Annotated in this window: 12 protein-coding genes; 5 read left to right on the top strand and 7 right to left on the bottom strand. The window is 60.4% G+C overall.

The genetic code is table 11. The annotated features are described in order from the left end of the window. Positions 1–256: 256 nt before the first annotated feature. The 3 genes from C1719_RS16315 to C1719_RS03240 all read right to left on the bottom strand — a co-directional run bounded on the left by C1719_RS16315 (position 257) and on the right by C1719_RS03240 (position 3,501). The gene (locus tag C1719_RS16315; RefSeq protein ID WP_102373771.1) at positions 257–2,026 is read right to left on the bottom strand and encodes a metal-transporting ATPase; all 1,770 of its coding nucleotides are present in this window, start codon (positions 2,024–2,026) and stop codon (positions 257–259) included. Then, complete coding sequence (locus tag C1719_RS16310; protein ID WP_102373994.1) at positions 2,023–3,033, bottom strand: cation transporter; 1,011 nt, start codon at positions 3,031–3,033, stop codon at positions 2,023–2,025. The genes C1719_RS16315 and C1719_RS16310 overlap by 4 nt, the downstream gene beginning before the upstream one ends. A 111-nt stretch (positions 3,034–3,144) precedes the next feature. Continuing rightward, positions 3,145–3,501 (bottom strand): metal-sensing transcriptional repressor, encoded by a 357-nt coding sequence (locus tag C1719_RS03240; RefSeq protein WP_102373993.1) that lies wholly within the window; start codon positions 3,499–3,501, stop codon positions 3,145–3,147. 521 nt (positions 3,502–4,022) lie between these two features. Here C1719_RS03240 and C1719_RS03235 point away from each other — a divergent pair. The 3 genes from C1719_RS03235 to cydC all read left to right on the top strand — a co-directional run bounded on the left by C1719_RS03235 (position 4,023) and on the right by cydC (position 8,250). Then, positions 4,023–4,532 carry a DUF3784 domain-containing protein gene (locus C1719_RS03235; RefSeq protein WP_180963442.1) on the top strand — a complete coding sequence of 170 codons (510 nt, stop codon included), beginning with the start codon at positions 4,023–4,025 and terminating at the stop codon, positions 4,530–4,532. A gap of 239 nt (positions 4,533–4,771) precedes the next feature. Then, complete coding sequence (gene cydD / locus C1719_RS03230; protein WP_245874304.1) at positions 4,772–6,502, top strand: thiol reductant ABC exporter subunit CydD; 1,731 nt, start codon at positions 4,772–4,774, stop codon at positions 6,500–6,502. Further along, positions 6,499–8,250 (top strand): thiol reductant ABC exporter subunit CydC, encoded by a 1,752-nt coding sequence (gene cydC, locus C1719_RS03225; protein ID WP_102373991.1) that lies wholly within the window; start codon positions 6,499–6,501, stop codon positions 8,248–8,250. The genes cydD and cydC overlap by 4 nt, the downstream gene beginning before the upstream one ends. Positions 8,251–8,422: 172 nt before the next feature. On the opposite strand, the gene C1719_RS03220 is transcribed toward cydC, so the two are convergent. From C1719_RS03220 to C1719_RS03210, 3 genes are all read right to left on the bottom strand, one after another. After that, positions 8,423–10,321 (bottom strand): heavy metal translocating P-type ATPase, encoded by a 1,899-nt coding sequence (locus C1719_RS03220; RefSeq protein WP_102373769.1) that lies wholly within the window; start codon positions 10,319–10,321, stop codon positions 8,423–8,425. A 123-nt stretch (positions 10,322–10,444) separates the two neighbouring features. Further along, a complete protein-coding gene (locus C1719_RS03215) occupies positions 10,445–10,663 on the bottom strand; it encodes a cation transporter (RefSeq protein ID WP_102373768.1) in 219 nt (72 codons plus the stop codon). Positions 10,664–10,744: 81 nt separating this feature from the next. Then, a complete protein-coding gene (locus C1719_RS03210) occupies positions 10,745–11,098 on the bottom strand; it encodes an ArsR/SmtB family transcription factor (protein ID WP_102373990.1) in 354 nt (117 codons plus the stop codon). Between the two features lie 579 nt (positions 11,099–11,677). On the opposite strand from C1719_RS03210, the gene C1719_RS03205 reads away from it, so the two are divergent. After that, entirely contained in the window at positions 11,678–13,519 is a 1,842-nt protein-coding gene (locus C1719_RS03205) for an acyltransferase family protein (protein ID WP_102373767.1), read from the top strand. Between the two features lie 84 nt (positions 13,520–13,603). Here the strand turns inward: C1719_RS03205 and C1719_RS03200 are convergent, their stop codons facing one another. Further along, positions 13,604–15,481 (bottom strand): FAD-dependent oxidoreductase, encoded by a 1,878-nt coding sequence (locus tag C1719_RS03200; protein ID WP_180963441.1) that lies wholly within the window; start codon positions 15,479–15,481, stop codon positions 13,604–13,606. 278 nt (positions 15,482–15,759) lie between these two features. On the opposite strand from C1719_RS03200, the gene C1719_RS03195 reads away from it, so the two are divergent. Beyond that, on the top strand, positions 15,760–17,277 hold the full coding sequence (locus C1719_RS03195) for a helix-turn-helix transcriptional regulator (RefSeq protein ID WP_146007833.1): 1,518 nt from the start codon (positions 15,760–15,762) through the stop codon (positions 17,275–17,277). Positions 17,278–17,352: the final 75 nt, after the last annotated feature.

Here is a 17,352-nt window from a genome sequence, read left to right as displayed (position 1 = left end):
TCTTCCAAAAAGCAGCCGCTTCGCTGCGTTCTCCTCGGTTTTCCGTTCCGCGCAAGCCCGATTGCGGCGCCCGCGTTGCCGACGGCCTTCGTAACCGCACTTGTATCCGCGGTCGCATTCTCGCTCACGCACGCTCGCTATCGAGACCTCCGGTCAAGCACGCCCATGCTCCACATGCACCACCTGGCCGCCAATGCCATCGAAGCAAGCCCCTGCCGAACATCCGCTTTTGCCTGAGCCTCTTGAATCCAGCCCGTTAGGCGATTTTCGCTTCGTAACCCGCATCGACCACAGCGGCGATAAGCGCATCGTCGGCAACGTCGGCCGAGAGCCTCGCCGTAGCCGTGCCCGCATCGAGATCCACCTCGGCAGCCTCGACGCCGTCGATTCCCTCAAGGGCCTTCTTCACATGCGCCACGCAATGCTGGCACATCATGCCTTCAACGCTTAGAGTTTTCTCCATGATGACGTCCTTTCCTGTTTCTTCCGTATTCTCGGTATTGCCTTTCGCTTCGGTGCCGACATCCTGCTTCGCGCTAACCGCACCGTCCGATCCGCCAGCCAAACCAGCGACCGGAGCTTCGACCTCGCCGCTCGATGCGAATGCGGGCTTCCACGTGCGCAGGCGAAGCGCATTGGACACCACGCACACCGAACTCAAGCTCATGGCCGCAGCCGCGATCATGGGGTTGAGGTTGATGCCGATTCCCACAAGCACGCCCGCTGCAACGGGTATGCAGATGACGTTGTAGAACAGCGCCCAAAACAGATTCTGTTTGATGTTGCGCATGGTCGCCCGCGAAAGCCCGATCGCGGCGGGTACGTCGGCCAGATCGCTGTGCATGAGCACGATGTCGGCGCTCTCGATGGCGATGTCGGTACCCGCCCCGATTGCGATGCCCACATCGGCGCGCGCAAGGGCCGGCGCATCGTTGATGCCGTCGCCCACCATGGCAACCGTGCCTTGAGAGGAGAGATCGCGCACCGTCTTTTCCTTATCCTGCGGCAACACGCCCGCAATCACGGTGTCGACCCCTACGCGCCGCTGGATGGCCTTTGCCGTGCGCTCATTGTCACCGGTGAGCATAACCGTCGAGATGCCCATGCGCCGCAACTCGCCGATCGCAAGTTTGCTCGTAGGCTTCACCACATCGGCAACAGCGATAAGACCCGCCAGGCGTCCAGCCCGCGCGAAGTAGAGCACGGTCTTGCCGTCGTCGGCGAACGCCTGAGCGCGATCGGCATATGCAGAGGCGTCGATGCTGCGCGCCTCCATCATGCGCAGGTTCCCGGCAAGGCACTCCTCGCCATCGACCGTCGCCGCAATGCCCTCGCCGGGCACCTGCTCGAAACCTTCGACCGCAACGCCCTCGACACCCTGCGCATCGGCGTAGCTCACGATGGCCTGCGCAAGCGGATGCTCCGAGCGCTTTTCGATGCCCGCCGCAAACGACAGGAACGATGCGGGACCGCTCGCGCCCTTCGCGCCGATGCCGCCGCTCGACGACGCCTCGTCAAGCCCAACCTCGATCACATCGGTCACTTCGGGTTTCCCCTGCGTGATCGTACCCGTCTTGTCAAGCACAACCGTGCCGATGTCGTGCGCCGTCTCAAGCGCTTCGGCCGACTTCACGAGAATGCCGCTTGCCGCGCCGCGCCCGGTACCCACCATGATGGCCGTCGGCGTGGCAAGGCCGAGCGCGCACGGACACGAAATCACGAGCACGGTAACGGCATGCGAAAGCGCCGCTTCGAGCGTGCCGCCGATGACCATCCACACGATGAACGTGACGATGGCAATCACGATGACCACGGGCACGAACACGCCGGAGATCCTATCGGCCATCTTCTCAATGGGTGCCTTCGAGCTCGTCGCCTCATCGACCAGGCGAATGATGTTCGCAAGCGCCGTTTCCTCGCCAACCTTCTCGGCTCGCATGGTGAACCAGCCCGACCGGTTGACCGTCGCCCCCGTAACCGGATCGCCCGGGCCTTTCTCGACAGGAACGCTTTCGCCGGTGATCACCGATTCGTCGAGCGTACCCGCCCCTTCGACGAGAACGCCGNCACACCCCTCTTCGACCCCCCCTTATGCTCTAATACAAATCTGAATGTGAAAAAAGGCCAGCCGTTGACCCCCGATCCGCCGAGCTCACCCGCCCCTTCGACGAGAACGCCGTCGGCCGGCACGCCCTCCCCTGCCTTCACGACAAGGATGTCGCCTGCGCGCACGCTATCGGCGGGAACGACCTCCTCTGCACCGTCGACGAGCCGCGTCGCGGTTTTCGGCGAAAGATCCATGAGCTTGGCGATGGCATCGGTGGTTTTGCCCTTCGCCCTTGCCTCGAAATACTTTCCGAGGGTGATAAGCGTGAGGATCATCGCCGCCGATTCGAAATACAGGTCCATCGCCGCTGCATGCGCCACGTGCATATCGCCCGCACCGAGCGCCCACCCGATCTTGTAGATCGCGTAGATGCCGTACACGGCCGAGGCCGTCGAGCCGAGCGCGATGAGCGAATCCATATTGGGGGAACCGTGGAAAAGCGATTTGAAACCCACGCGGAAAAACTTGAAGTTTACGAAGATAACCGGCAAAAGCAGCAAGAACTGCGTAAATGCGAACACGAGCACGTTTTCATCGCCCAAAAACACGTTCGGCAGGGGCCATCCGAACATGTGGCCCATCGACAGATAGAACAACGGGATGGTGAAGATGAATGAGACGATAAGCCGCGTCTTGACCGCTTTGGCCTCTTCGGCTGCCACATTGACCGGCGCCGCGGACGCTCGCGAAGCAGCCGAGCCGCCGACTGACGTCTCGACGCGCGGCTGAGCACCGTAGCCCGCCTTGCCCACGGCGGCGCTGACGGCGGCAAGCGTTTCAGGTGCGCCGTCGTAATCGACTTCCATCGAATTCTTGAGCAGGTTCACGGTGGCCCTCTCGACCCCGGGAACCCCGTTTGCCGTTTTTTCCACACGCGACGAACACGCTGCGCACGTCATGCCCGTCACGTCGAATGTCTGTTTCATAGATTCGCTCCTTGCCTTATTCGCCGAATCGCCTTGGCTCGCCGCGCCCTGCGAGCCGACCATGCCGCTCGGCGCTCTCGGAGAAGGGTCCTTCTCGGTTTCCAACCCGCGCTAGAGACGAGAAAACCGCTTCATCAGCTGCATTACTTCGTCAATCACCTCGTCGTTTCCCTGTCTAACCTGTTCGACCACGCAGGTTTCGAGGTGGTCTTGCAGCAACATGGCCGATATGCTGCGGATGGCGCTTTCGACCGCTGCAAGCTGCACGAGGACATCGCCGCAATAGCGATTGTCGTCGAGCATGCCCTTCACACCGTTGAGCTGCCCGATAGCCCGGTTGAGCCGCTTTTGCAGATCGGCTTGAAATTCGGTGCTGCGCGGCGTTTCTTTATGGTGGCAGCAGCCTTCCGCCGCGCGCGAGTCTCGCCGTGCATCGGCTGTGATATCGATCGTTTCGCGTTCGCTCATGTCGCATCCTTTGCCGCTTCGCTTCATATGCCCCCAGGGGGTATAATTCCTTTTGATACTATATACCCCCTACAGGTATAGTCAAGTGTCAATTCGGCAACCGCTTCCCAACTTCGGCAGCTAAATTACGGATCGCCGCCGGTTAGCGCGGCATCGCAATCGCGCACAGCTCTGGCAAAATGGCGGTCAAGGGACGCTTCCGTCAATTTCGAACCAGATTAGTAACCTGTTTCCAATCTGTGATCTGGGGAAACGCTTGCGCCCTCGCTTAAAAGACGCCCGAAACGTCCATCAGCCGCCCATAATAGCGACAGAAGCTTGCCTTGACCGCCATTTTCGGGCCCTTTTTCAACAGGGATGCCCTTCCCAGAAACCCGGCAACGCCAACCATGAGAAACCCCCAGCGGCGAGAGCGGAACCGCGCCCGAAAAACCTCTGCCCCTTTGCTATACTGCAAACCAGGCGAACTGCGTAATCCCAGACCACCGCCATGGGTCAGTCGCGCGTCCAGAAGGAGCATCATGAAAAACGAAGGAGACGTCGGCGCACTCGCGATCGGACTCGTTATCTCCGTTGCGCTTGCAGCCCTCTTCGCAGTCTTGGCGTGGAAATACTGGCACGGGCAGTGGCTTCGATCCATCGCAGGCAACAACTTCGTCCCCGAAGAGGAATACGCAAGCCCCGAGCAGCGGAAGCTCGGACGGCAGGTTTCGGTTGCCATGATCATCGCCTGCGCAATGTCGGCGACCATCCCGATGATCGGCTTCGGCGGTTTTCTCGGCAACGAAACGCTCTACACCCTTGGGGCGACCTTGTGCGGAGCGAGCACGGTTGCCCTCATCGCGTACATCGTCTTGATGTTCGTCGCGATGAGCAGGGAGCGCCGCAACGCCGAAAACGAACTCATGGCAAAGGATCCTTCGCAAAGCGAAAACGTCAGACTCGACCGCAGGGCTACCATCGTGCTTCTGGTTATCCTCTGCGTGTATTTGTTCTGCGTCGTTGTTGTTCCCAAGCTTATGGGGTACTGAGCGCGCTTGGGCCGTCGCCCCAAGCTTATGGTATGCCGAGCAAAAAAAGCTTGGAACCGCGTGCTTCGACAGCGAAACCGAATGAAGCCCGACAAATCGGTAGCGCCCTCCCCCTCTAAATGCTACTATATAAATATCATTAATGGTTTCAGCAAAGCATCATCGGGGCGCGGCGGCATATACCGTGCTACACTTTGATTTCGGAAAAACGCGAGCAACCGGGGGTCGTACGAACTGGCATGGCGGGGATGATCGACAAAGCGGTTTTCGAGCTGCCGGGCATCAAGCGCGTCTTCAGCGTCTTGTCGGCTCTTTCCGCAGGCCAAGCGCTCTGCGTTATCGGCGAAGCATGGTCGCTCTCAAGCGCGATCACGAACCTCTGGTACGGAGGCGCCCTGCCCGACCAAGCGCTCTGGATCGCACTGTTCTTCGCTTGCTTCGTCGGCAAGCAGGCTCTGACGTATGCGCAGGACGGCTTCATGGACCGCTACGCCTACGAACAGGCCGATGCGCTGCGCTCCAAGCTTTTGCGCAAGATATTCACCTCGAAGGCCAAGCTCGTGCAGGAAAACGGCACGGGAAGCGTAACGGCGGCGGTGCTCGAAGGCATCGACCAGGTTGAAACGTACTTCCGCCTCATTCTGCCCAAGATGTGCGCGCTCGTCGTCATCCCCGTCATGTTGCTTATCGTGGCGTTTCCGCTCGACTGGGTATCGGGCGTCATCATGCTCGTCGCCTTCCCGTTCATCATCCTCTACATGGCCATTCTCGGACGCACCGCCAAGGAAAAGGCCTCGAAGCAGCACCGCACCTTCCAGCTCATGTCGAACCACTTCATCGATACGCTGCGCGGCATCGATACGCTCAAGCTGTTCGGCGCGAGCCAAGGCTACGGCAAAACGATTTTCGAAGTAAGCGAGCGGTTCCGTATTGCCACCATGAAAACCCTCGGCGTAGCCACCCTCTCGAGCTTCGTGCTCGACCTCTTTTCGACCCTGTCGATCGCAGCTGTCGCCTTCATGCTGGGCATGAGGCTGCTCGATGGAACGCTCGTGCTGTTCCCGGCACTGGCCATACTCGTTCTTGCACCGGAGTACTTCCGCCCCATCAGGAACTTCGCTTCCGATTACCACGCATCGCTCGACGGAAAGAACGCGCTTTCCTCCATCCTCAACCTCGTCGGCAAGTCCGACGATGCTCCAGCCGAAACACCCCTTGCGCCTTGGTCGGAGACCTCGAAGCTTTCGTTGCGCAACATCGGCTTTGCCTACGCCGAACACCCCACGCTCGACAACATCTCGCTGCAGGCATGCGGCTTCAAGAAGTACGGCATCGTCGGCGCGAGCGGCGCCGGCAAGAGCACGCTCGTCAACGTGCTCGGCGGCTTCTGCACTCCCGATACGGGCAGCATCGACATCGACGGGAAGGCGGTCTCCGATCTACGACAGTCCGATTGGCAGAAGCAGGTCATCTACATTCCCCAAGACCCCTACATATTTCACGCCACCCTGCGCGACAACATCGCGTTCTACCACCCGGACGCCTCGGCAGAAGACATCGCCCGAGCCGTCAAGATCGTCGGCCTGGACGATCTCGTCAAAGAGCTGGACCAAGGCCTCGATACCGTGGTCGGCGAAGGAGCCCGCCCGCTTTCGGGCGGACAGGCGCAGCGCATCGCGCTCGCGCGGGCGTTTCTCGACGACTCGCGGAAGATCCTGCTGTTCGACGAGCCCACCGCCCATCTCGATATAGAAACGGAAATGGATCTGAAAGAGCGCATGCTTCCCCTTATGGAAGGCCGCCTCGTCTTCTTCGCGACGCATCGGTTGCACTGGATGCACAACATGGACCAGGTCCTCGTCGTGGACCACGGCCGCATCGCTGGCACGGGAACGCTTGAAGACCTGCGCTCGAACAACGAAAGCTTCGCGGCGCTTGCCGCCCTATCCGAATGGACGGACAAGCGATGAGCGGCAGCTGGACAACGACCCTCAAAACGGACCGGTGGATCAAACCGTTCTTCAAGCAGTATCGGCGTGCGCTGGTGCTGGCGCTGGTGCTGGGGCTTGCCACCTTCGTGTTCGCCGGCGCTCTCATGTTCACCTCCGGCTACCTCATCAGCCGCGCAGCCGAAATGCCAGGCAACATTCTGATGATCCATCTGCCCGTCATCTTCGTGCGCGTGTTCGGCATCGGCAAGCCGATCTTCCAGTATTTCGAGCGGCTCACAAGCCACGACTGGGTGTTGCGCATGACCTCGAGCCTCAGGCTCAAGCTGTACGCCTCCCTCGAAGGCGATGCGGTGTTCTTCAAGCGCTCGCGCCGCACCGGCGATGTGCTCGGGCTTTTGGCCGAGGATATCGGACATATCCAAAACCTGTATCTTCGCACGGTGTTCCCGACGATCGTCGCCTATCTGCTCTACATCGTCATAGTCATCGGACTCGGCTTCTTCTCGCTGTGGTTCGCCCTTGCCGTACTGCTCGTGCTGGGCGTGATCGTGTTCCTGGTTCCCCTCGTCTCGGCACTCGCCAACGGGGCGCGTCTGATGAGGCGCAAAGCCATGAAGAACGAGCTTTACAGCGAGTTGACCGACAACGTGCTCGGCGTATCGGATTGGATCTTCTCGCATCGCGGCGACGAGTACCTCAAGCGCTACAAGGCCACAGAGCAGGCCATGCGCGCGCTTGACGAATCGATGGAGCGGTTCGCCCGCAGGCGCGATCTCGTCGCAAGCGTGCTGTACGCAACGGTCGCCGTCATGCTGCTCGTTTGGGCCGGAAGCCTGTTCGGCGGCGCCCACGGAGGTGCCGCAAACTGGATCGCGGCGTTCGTGCTCGGCTTCTTCCCGCTTATCGACGCCTTCGCTCCCCTTCCGGCCGCCGCCACCGAGGCGAGCGCATATCGCGACTCGGTTGTCCGGCTCAACGCGCTTCCCGTTGAAAAGCAAACCGGCGCCGCCGCGCCCGAGCCGGCCGAAAGCCTGGACATCGTAATCGAGAATCTCGCGTTTCGCTACCCAGGTACCGAAAAAGACGTGCTCGACAGCGTAACCCTTTCCGTAAAGCATGGCGAACGCCTTGCGATCCTTGGGAAAAGCGGATCGGGAAAAAGCACTCTCACCTCGCTTATCAGAGGGGATCTCGTGCCATCGAGCGGCAGCGTCGCCCTCGGCGGCGTGCCCGCCCATCTGCTCGGCGATGCCATGGCGCGCTACATCGGCGTCATCCAACAGCAAACATACCTGTTCAACAGAACCCTGCGCGAAAACCTGCAGATCGGCAGAGGCGATGCCTCGGATGCCGAGATATGGGACGTTCTCGACAAAGTGGGACTCAAACCCATGGTCGAGCGGCTGCCCGAAGGGCTCGACACGCTCGTCGATGAAGCGGGCATGCGCTTCTCAGGCGGAGAGAGGCACCGGATCGCACTCGCTCGCGTGCTGCTGCAAAACGTTCCCATCATCATGCTCGACGAGCCGACGGTCGGCCTCGATCCCGCAACCGAGAAAGCGCTGCTCGAAACGTTCTTCGAAACAACGAGGGACAAGACGCTCATCATGGTCACCCATCACCTTCAGGGCGTCGCCATGATGGACCGCGTCGTGTTCGTAGAGGACGGGAAGCTCGCCCTTTCGGGATCTCCCGCCGAACTCGAAGAGAAAAGCTCCCGCTATCGGCAGCTCCTCGCGTTCGATCGCGGCATCGCGGCAGTCTAGCCGGAAGCGGCCCGGGCAACGGCAGCAGCGATGCGGGCGAAGGCGATGCAGGCAACGCCGATCCCGACGATCGCACGGATCTCGCCGGCCTCCTGCGGCCAAGCAGCGTTTTCCGCCCGGCCGCGCTTCGAACACCTGTAAAACCAGAGCCTACGGTACAAGCGCCCGCAAGCTAATCCTTTTTCACGTTCATGGCGCGCATGGCATTCAAGATCGCAAGCACAGCCACGCCCACGTCGGCAAACACCGCAAGCCACATGTTGGCTACGCCCACAGCCGCCAGAATCAGCACAAGGAACTTCACGGCAAGCGCGAACACGATGTTCTGGCGCACGATGCGCATGGTCTTGCGGGCAACATGGATGGCCTTCGCAATGTTGGTCGGCCGGTCGTCCATCAGCACGATGTCGGCCGCCTCGATCGCCGCATCCGACCCCATGGCTCCCATCGCGATGCCGATGTCGGCACGGGTGAGCACCGGCGCGTCGTTGATGCCGTCGCCCACGAAGGCGAGCTTGCCCTTGCCGGTTGCCTCGGCCAACAGCTTCTCGACCTCCGACACCTTGTCCTGCGGCAGCAGCTGCGCTCGGTACTCGTCTATTCCCAGCTGCTCGGCTACGGCTGCAGCCACCTCTTTGCGGTCGCCCGTCAGCATGACGGTACGCTTGACGCCAGCCGCGTGCAAATCAGCGATGGCCTGAGCCGCATCTTCCTTCACGACATCCGCGATCACGATGTGCCCGATGTATTCACCGCCAAGCGATACATGGAGAATCGTGCCAGTCAGGCTGCAATCGTGATAATCCACGCCGCCTTCGGCCATCAGCTTGTCGTTGCCTACGAGCACAACGCGTTCGTCGATCGTAGCCCGCACGCCGTGACCGCCCTTCTCTTCCACATCCGCGATGCGCGCGCGATCGATCTGCCCCGAGTAGGCCTCCTTGACCGACAGAGCGATCGGATGATCGGAGTACGCTTCGGCATGCGCGGCGATCGAGAGAATGAGATCGGGATCGACATCGGCCTCGGGATGAACCGCCACCACGCTGAACGTGCCGTCGGTGAGCGTGCCGGTCTTGTCGAACACCACCGTTTCGGTATCGCCGAGCGCTTCGAGGTAGTTGCTCCCCTTCACCAGAATGCCGAGCCTTGACGCGCCGCCGATGCCGCCGAAGAACGAGAGGGGCACGGAGATGACAAGTGCGCACGGGCACGAGACCACCAGGAAGATAAGCCCGCGCTGCACCCAATCAGACCAGCTTTGACCGAAGAAGAGCGGCGGCACAATCGCCAAAAGCACGGCGATGATCACGACCGCAGGCGTGTAATAGCGCGCGAAGCGGGTGATGAAATTTTCAGTGCGGGCCTTCTTCTCGCTTGCGTTTTCCACAAGCTCGAGGATGCGGGAAACGGTCGACTCGCCGAAGGGCTTGCTCACGCGCACGGTCAAAACACCCGTCATGTTAACGCACCCCGAGATAACCTCGGCTCCCGCCTCCACATGGCGCGGCACCGATTCGCCGGTAAGCGCAGCGGTGTCAAGCTGCGACGTGCCGTCGAGCACCACGCCATCGAGTGGAACGCGCTCGCCAGGCTTCACGACTATCTCGTCGCCAACGGCAACCTCGTACGGATCAACCTGCACAAGCTCGCCTTCGCGCATGACGTTGGCGTAATCGGGCGCGATATCCATCATATCGGCGATCGACTTGCGCGACTTACCGACCGCATAGCTCTGGAACAACTCTCCTACCTGGTAAAACAGCATAACCGCGGCACCTTCGGCCATATGCGGGTCAGAATCGGGAAACAACACGAGCGCAAATGCGCCGATCGTCGCCACGCTCATCAGAAAGTTCTCGTCGAATATCTGGCCATGCCCTATGTTGCGGGCGGCCTTGAGCAGCACATCGTAGCCGGCAATGAGATACGGCACCAGGAACAGCGCGAACTCGACGTAGAGCCCCATCGGGCTTCCGAACCAGTCTTCAAGCGGCAATGGATAGATGATAGCGAACAGCACGAGCGCAACGACTATGCGCGCAAGCGTTCGTTTCTGTTTCTTGTTCATGGATTCTCTCCTCCGTTCGCCAAGAGATTCGGGTGCGCGAGCAAACCTCGCTCTCGGCGAAAGCGTCTTAATCGATGAGCCGCAGGCCCGTCTTTCAATCCCTGCGGCAATGCGGTTTACTCGCTAGCGAAGGATCACCATGTCAGGTTCTACCTTCTTGCACACGCTTACAACCTCGTCGAGAATCTCGCTGAAGCGGGAATCGTCGGCATCGAGCATGAGTTTCTGCGTCATGAAGTTCATCGCGGCATCGTTTACGCCGTCGATCTTCTTAATGCCGTTCTCCATCTTCGCCGCGCAGTTCGCGCAATCGAGGTCTTGAAGCTTGAATGTCTTACGCATGTGAAATCCCTTCGTTGAAACGGTATGCAGATCCGGGCTTCGCCTCGCACCCACGCGTGCAGGCCCACCCGATTGTTCCCTTTATTCGCAAATATGCGTCATGCCCTGAGCGAGCATCGTGTATACATGATCGTCCGAAAGCGAGTAGATGACGTTCTTCCCGTCGCGCTTGGCCCGCACGAGCCGCGATTGCTTGAGCGTGCGCAGCTGATGGGATACGGCGCTCTGCGTCGCCCCGATCGTTTCCGCAATGTCGGCCACGCACAGCTCATTGCCCATCAGGGCATACAAAATCTTGATCCGCGTCGTATCGCCAAACACCTTGAAGAGGTCCGCCAAATCGTACAGCAGCTCCTCATCGGGCATGCATTCGGGCGCTTCCTCTGTGCGCGCGGCACCGCAGCCGCACGCGGGCGCATCTTCGGACGCAGGCATGCGATCGGTCTCCTGTTCCACGGCTCCACCTTTCAAACATATGAACAACTGTTCATAAGTATAAGGACAGAGAGCGAACTGTCAAGGGGGTTGGGGAAGATATCTGTGCGCACGGACGCCCGAGAAGCTCCAAGCCCTTATTCTGCACGGTTTTCGTCAGATTATTACAAGCTCGAGCCTCCCCTGGCCCCGCACACGCCACCGTATCGACATCTGGTTTCAGCGAGCTGGGCATATGCTGCACCTCGCATGCAAAGGCGGGCGGCGAAAGCGCCTTCGGGCTTTCCACATGTAGTACTCCGGCGATTTTCGTGCAAGAGAGGGCTCGTCACATGCGCGATTTCGCGGACGCCGCCCGCCTTCGATGGAAAAACGGCATCGAATCAGTTGAGAATTGCCGAACCCGTGCTCGGCAGTCGACAAGCCCGTCCAGAGGGCAATGCGCCTGCCGTCTCGGCATGATCTCCCGTAGGGGAAAACGGCTCGGATGCCCATCGCCTTTGCGCTCTGGTGATATAATGCATCGGCTCCCGTTTTTACGGGAAGCAAGCAAACCCCGAAGCAAGGAAGAACCGAGGCATGGCAGGCTCCAAATCGCGATACATTCCCGCCTTGGACGGCCTGCGCGCATTCGCCGTACTCGCCGTCATCGCCTATCACATGAATTTCTCTTGGGCAAAAGGCGGCCTTTTGGGCGTCACGGTTTTCTTCGTTCTGTCCGGTTACCTGATCACCGGATTGCTGGTAACCGAATGGGCTCAAACGAAAACGATCGATCTGAAGAACTTCTGGCTCCGCCGCATTCGCAGGCTCGTGCCCGCCATCGTATTCGTGATCGTTGCGGTCGCTGCGCTCTGCACGATCTTCAACCACGAGCTTCTCACCAAAATGCGTCCCGACATTCCCCCCGCCCTGCTGTTTTTCAGCAACTGGTGGTACATATTCCACGACCTTTCCTACTTCGAGGCGCTCGGCGCGCCCTCGCCTCTCAACCATTTTTGGTCGCTGGCCATAGAAGAGCAGTTCTACCTCGTCTGGCCGATCGCGCTGCTCATCGCGTTCAAGCTCGGTGCCAAACGCCCGCTCCTGCGCCGCATCGCCATCGTGCTCGCAGCCGCTTCCGCACTCGCCATGGCGCTGCTCTACAACCCGATCGACGATCCGAGCCGTGTCTACTACGGTACGGATACGCGCGCGTTTTCTCTGCTCATAGGTGCCTGGCTCGCGTTCAAAATGCCTGCAAGCCGAATGGGAAAAGTAGGCGTTCGCCTTACCAAACAGGGACGCATGGCCATGGATGGCATCGGCATAGCCGCATTCGTCGGACTCGTGCTCATGGTTGCGTTCACCGACGGGTTCTCCCCGTTTTTGTACTGGGGTGGCCTCGTTATCGCGTCGGTTCTCACCGCAGCAGTCATTGCCGTCATAGCGAATCCGCGCAGCAGGTTCGGATTGCTCGCCTCGGCGCGGCCGCTCGTCTGGATCGGCAAGCGCTCGTACGGCATGTACCTTTGGCACTATCCCATCCTGCTCCTCATGAACCCTCGCAACGCCACCGGGGAGATCGATCTGCTTTCCTGCCTCCTGCAACTCGTTGCCATCTTCGCCGTATCGGCGTTTTCGTACAAGTTCATCGAGGACCCCATTCGAAAAGGAGCCATCGGGAAGTTCGTCAAAGGCGTCATGTCGGGCGAAATCAACATACATGCCTTCGCCCAGAAGTACGTTGTGCCCATCGCCGGATGCGGCATCGTCGCCGTTGTCGCAATCGGGGGAATCGCAATCGTTCCGCCCACCTCGGCAGTGGGGGGCATCGACGAGATGAAGGAACCCGTGCAGAGCCGCGCCTCCCTGATACAGAAGCAAAACGGGCTCGACGTCTCCCTCATGCCCCTTATCGGAAGCCGCCATGTGGGCGATGTGATCGAGCTGCCGAAGCCCGATCCCGTGGTCAAAAAATACAACCCGGTGATGATAGGCGATTCCGTCTCGGTTCGCATCATCCCCTACTTCGAGGAAGCGTTTCCCGACGGCCTCATCGATGCCCAGGTCAGCCGTCAGTTCTATACGGGAATCGACGTGTTTTCCTACTACGAGGAGCTCGGCGTCGTCGGAAAGACCGTCATATTCGCACTCGGAACCAACGGCGTGGCAACCGATGATCAGATCGATGATCTTGTAGCCGCAGTCGGAAGCGAGCGGCAGATCTACTTCATCACCGCCCGCGCCCCCGAGTCGTGGATCGATGCCACCAACACCGCCCTCTGGTCGGCTTCGAGTCGCTATGAAAACGTGAGCATCATCGATTGGGCGGCGATAAGCGCGGGACAGGAGCAGTATTTCGATGGGGACGGCACCCATCTTACCGAAGAAGCCGCGCAGGTCTACGTCGACATGATCAAAGAAGTTCTCGGCTACTGAGACAGGCCTGAAGCGAACAAGGAGCCCGGACGGCGATTCGTCCGGACTCCTTCCTTCTCGGCGTCCCTATCGGCGCCGCAAGCCTCAGGAAACGTACTCGCTTGCGGAATCGGCTGCGATGTAGCCCCATGTAGCAGCGTTGCCCAAGCCGCAGCCGCCCTGTCCCCCGGCGGAGCTTTGGCGCATGCCGATAGCCTCGCCACCGGCGAACAAGCCGGCAATCGGCTCGTCCTTCTCGTCAAGCACCGCCGCGCTCGGATCGACGCGCGCGCCACCCGTGCATTGCAGTTGGTACGGGATGGTTTTGATGGCGTACAGCGCGCCTTCGAACTTCTGCATCTTGGTGCGTCCGAAGTCGGGGTCCTCGCCCGCATCGCAATAGCCGGCATACGCCTCGAGGGTTTCGGCGAGCGCGCCGTCGATGCCCGCGGCTTTCGCAAGCTCCGAAGCCGAGTCGGCCTTCCACGCGACGTCTCCTTCGGCAACCAGCTCGTCGAGGAGATCGCGGCTCTGCCACGGGGTGAGCTCGCCCTCGAGGTAGCTGGTCATCACGATGGGGCGAAGGCCTTCGACAAGCTGAGCCTCCGAAAACACCACGAAGCCGATGTTGCCTGATGCCTTCCCCCATGCGGCTTTCGCCAGAAGCGGGTAGTCCTCGTTCGCCATGCGCGCACCTTCCTGGTTGACCCAGATCTCGCCCGGCAGCTTGAGGTTCGCCTGGTACCGCATCTCGAAACCCGCGTTGGGAATGCCGCCCGCATAGGGAGCGTAGATCTCCGGAGGCAGCATGTTCGCCCCAGCGGCTTCAGCGAGCTCGAATCCGTGGCCGGAAGCCGTCGAGGGCGAGCACGTGCCGCAGTTCTCGTACGGCATCATTTCCTCGTTGTGGCTATAGCCGCCCGTAGCGAGAACGACCGCCTTGAAGGCGTACTCCCTCACCGTCGAGTCCGCATAGGTGATCTCCAGGCCGGACACCGCGCCCGACTCGTCTTTCAGGATGCTCGTCGCCCGCGCCTCGAGGACGACCGAGGCGTTCCCGTCTCTTATCCCGTCTTGGATAAGCTGAATCAGAGCCATATCGAGCGCCCCGCCGCCGTTGTTCACGCCGTAGATTCGCGGCTGATCCGGCGGCGTGTACAATCCGTAGCCGCCAGCTCGGTCGCCGAAGTCGACGTTCGCGTACGTGTCGAGCCAATCGAGCACGGGGCCAGCCATTTCGGCGTACTTGCGCGTGTTCTCGGGATAGGGCACGATCGCGGGATCATCGCTTCCCTGGGTCAAAAACGCGTAGAACTGCTCCGCCGAGTCCTCGACACCCTCGGCCCGCTCCATGATGGTGTCGGCTCCCGTTATCCAACCGTCCGAAACGCACGACGATCCCCCGAGGTGCGCCGTCTCCTCGAACAAGACGACCTTCTTGCCGTTCTGCAACGCACGCGCGGTTGCAACCAGCCCCGTCAGGCCGCCGCCGACGACGGCGATATCCGCCTCGATGGGCTCTTCGACCAGGATGCCGCTGTCGGAGCCGGTCTTCGCAAGGTCGGATTTGCTGAGCCCCGCGTTCGCCAAAGCATCCTCGATCGCCGCCTTGAGCCCGAAGCTCGTTATCGTGGCACCCGCTACGGCATCGACGTCAAGCGATTGGTTCCTGATGACGAGCTCGGGAATCCTCGACAGAGCGGAGTTCGCGATCATCGGAGTCTCATGCTGCTTGATCACTTCGATGCCGGTGATAGTGCTTCCCACAAGGCTCATCTTCACCATGATGTCGCCCATGCGTCCCGCACCCGACCCGGTCGCCACGACCGCGTCGCCCTCGACGCTTGCACCCGCATCCGAGCCCTTCTCGGATGCGGGTGCGCATCCTGCGAACCCCAAAGCGGAAACCGCTCCCAGCGCCGCCGCTCCAGCCAAGAAGCTACGGCGAGACACGATCGCCGCTTCTTTTTCTCTTCCAACCATGTGTTGCCTCCTTGAATCTTGTTCGAAAAGCCGATGCCGCATCCGTGCACCTCCCCGTTCGACGGTTCGGCGAACATCCGCATTCCAGCAACCGCAAGCCCACCTCGATTCTCGGTAGATGCGACTGGATCAGCATCGATTGCGAGTCTGTTATAATCGGGCAAGACGGTTCAGCCCATCGCTGCGATGCGGTGAAATCGGGGGCAATCGCAGAAGGAAACCCTCACCACAACCTGGTGACACCATGAATTGAACTGGGATAACGATTAGGACTGTACGTGACTAAGCTTGAATCCGACAGCATAGTGTCCCTTGTGCGGGAATACTTCGAAGGGCCTTTCGGACTTTCGTTTTTCATGGCGTGGATCTACGCGACGTTCTATTCGACGCTAATATGGGTAGGTGAATCCCAGGGGATTGCGAGCGAATACCCCTGGATCATCTCGATGGCGACATCGGGTTTGATCGGCATTGCAGGGTGCCTCGCCCTCGGCTTGAAGGCACCGCAGCCCATACGAACTCGCCCGTGGGCTTTCGCCGGCGCCGCCGTAGCGTGCGCCATCGGCACCATCGCGGTAGCAAGCTGCTCGCGTGCCGACAACCCCTCGCCCATCCTCGTAGCAGTCGGCGCCGCCTTCGCGGCGGTCGGGTTCTCGGCGCTCACGCTTGCCTGGGGCAACCGCATATCCGAATGCAACGACGCCATGATCGAGTTCTCGGTTCCCATGTCGTTCATCATCGCGCGCATCGTGTTCGCTCTCATCGGGCTAACCGATCCCTCGATCTCCTTTGCGCTCGTGGCACTTCTCCCTCTCGTATCGATCCTGTTTCTCGGAGGCGGCACGAAGCTCTTCGCCGCGGCTCGCTCGGGCAACGCCCAAGATCCCCTGCGCGAACCAGAAACGAACAGCCCCCTCGCAGCAACGCCTCTCATCCGCATCAAAGGCGTTGTCGCCGCGACAATGGTTCTGCTCGTCTTCCGCATAGGCTACGGGATCATTCGCGCAATCGAGGCGGGATCGAGCTCTGAGGGTATCTGGTACTTCCTTTCCGTATTCGTCCTGCCGATCGCCGTATTCGGCATATTCGTCGTTCTTGCACTCACGGCGGCTCGCTCGCTTACAACCTCACTTGTGACGAGGTGGATGCTTCCGATCCTCCTCTTAGCGCTCGCCCTCCTTCCCGTCGACGGCGAAGTCGGACACCAGTACGCGCGCGCAGCGAACTCCATTGCCTCGATGATCCTGCAAGCCTTCTTCTGGATCATTCTCGCCAAAGCGGCGCATAAAAGACCGGGGAGCGGTACGTTCTTCTTCTCATGCTACCTGGTGGGCCTATGCCTCGGCATGGCAATCGGCGTCTCCGTCGGGCTCGGAATGCTGTCGGCGCTCAGCCCTGAAAGCGCATGGCAAGCACTTCCCTTTGTCGGCTGTGCTCTGGTAGCGGCGACCATGGCGCTCGAAGGCAGAGCGCGACGCTTCGGCTCCGACGACAAAGCAGCAACCCCCATCGCCGACAGCACAGAGAGCGGCACCCCTGAAGATATGCTCGATACAGCGCTAAAAGACCAGGCTCGTCGCATAGCGGAAGTCTACAAGCTGTCGCCTCGCGAAGAAGAGATCATCGCCTACCTTCTTGCGGGAAGGAACCGTCCCTACATTCGCGATGCGCTGTTCATCTCCCTCAACACGGTGAACACCCACATCAAGAATGCGTTTGCGAAGCTCGATATCCACTCGCAACAAGAGCTGCTCGACGTTGCTCGTTCGGAGTTCCCCATCCAATTCCAGCGATAACCCGAGCCAAAACGCACGTTTTTCCACGAAGTGTTGCGTTTTCGCATCCTAATCCACCGTCAAAAGGATCGACTC

Source organism: Raoultibacter massiliensis, from assembly GCF_900199545.1.
GTDB classification, from domain to species: Bacteria; Actinomycetota; Coriobacteriia; order Coriobacteriales; family Eggerthellaceae; genus Raoultibacter; species Raoultibacter massiliensis.
This window is presented reverse-complemented; position numbering and strand designations above follow the sequence as displayed.

Coding starts and splice junctions, on each gene's coding strand:
- C1719_RS03220 (WP_102373769.1), bottom strand. CDS start 10,321: ATGAACAAGAAACAGAAACGAACGCTTGCGCGCATAGTCGTTGCGCTC.
- C1719_RS03200 (WP_180963441.1), bottom strand. CDS start 15,481: ATGGTTGGAAGAGAAAAAGAAGCGGCGATCGTGTCTCGCCGTAGCTTC.
- C1719_RS03205 (WP_102373767.1), top strand. CDS start 11,678: ATGGCAGGCTCCAAATCGCGATACATTCCCGCCTTGGACGGCCTGCGC.
- C1719_RS03210 (WP_102373990.1), bottom strand. CDS start 11,098: ATGCCTGCGTCCGAAGATGCGCCCGCGTGCGGCTGCGGTGCCGCGCGC.
- C1719_RS03235 (WP_180963442.1), top strand. CDS start 4,023: ATGAAAAACGAAGGAGACGTCGGCGCACTCGCGATCGGACTCGTTATC.
- cydC (WP_102373991.1), top strand. CDS start 6,499: ATGAGCGGCAGCTGGACAACGACCCTCAAAACGGACCGGTGGATCAAA.
- cydD (WP_245874304.1), top strand. CDS start 4,772: ATGGCGGGGATGATCGACAAAGCGGTTTTCGAGCTGCCGGGCATCAAG.
- C1719_RS03240 (WP_102373993.1), bottom strand. CDS start 3,501: ATGAGCGAACGCGAAACGATCGATATCACAGCCGATGCACGGCGAGAC.
- C1719_RS03215 (WP_102373768.1), bottom strand. CDS start 10,663: ATGCGTAAGACATTCAAGCTTCAAGACCTCGATTGCGCGAACTGCGCG.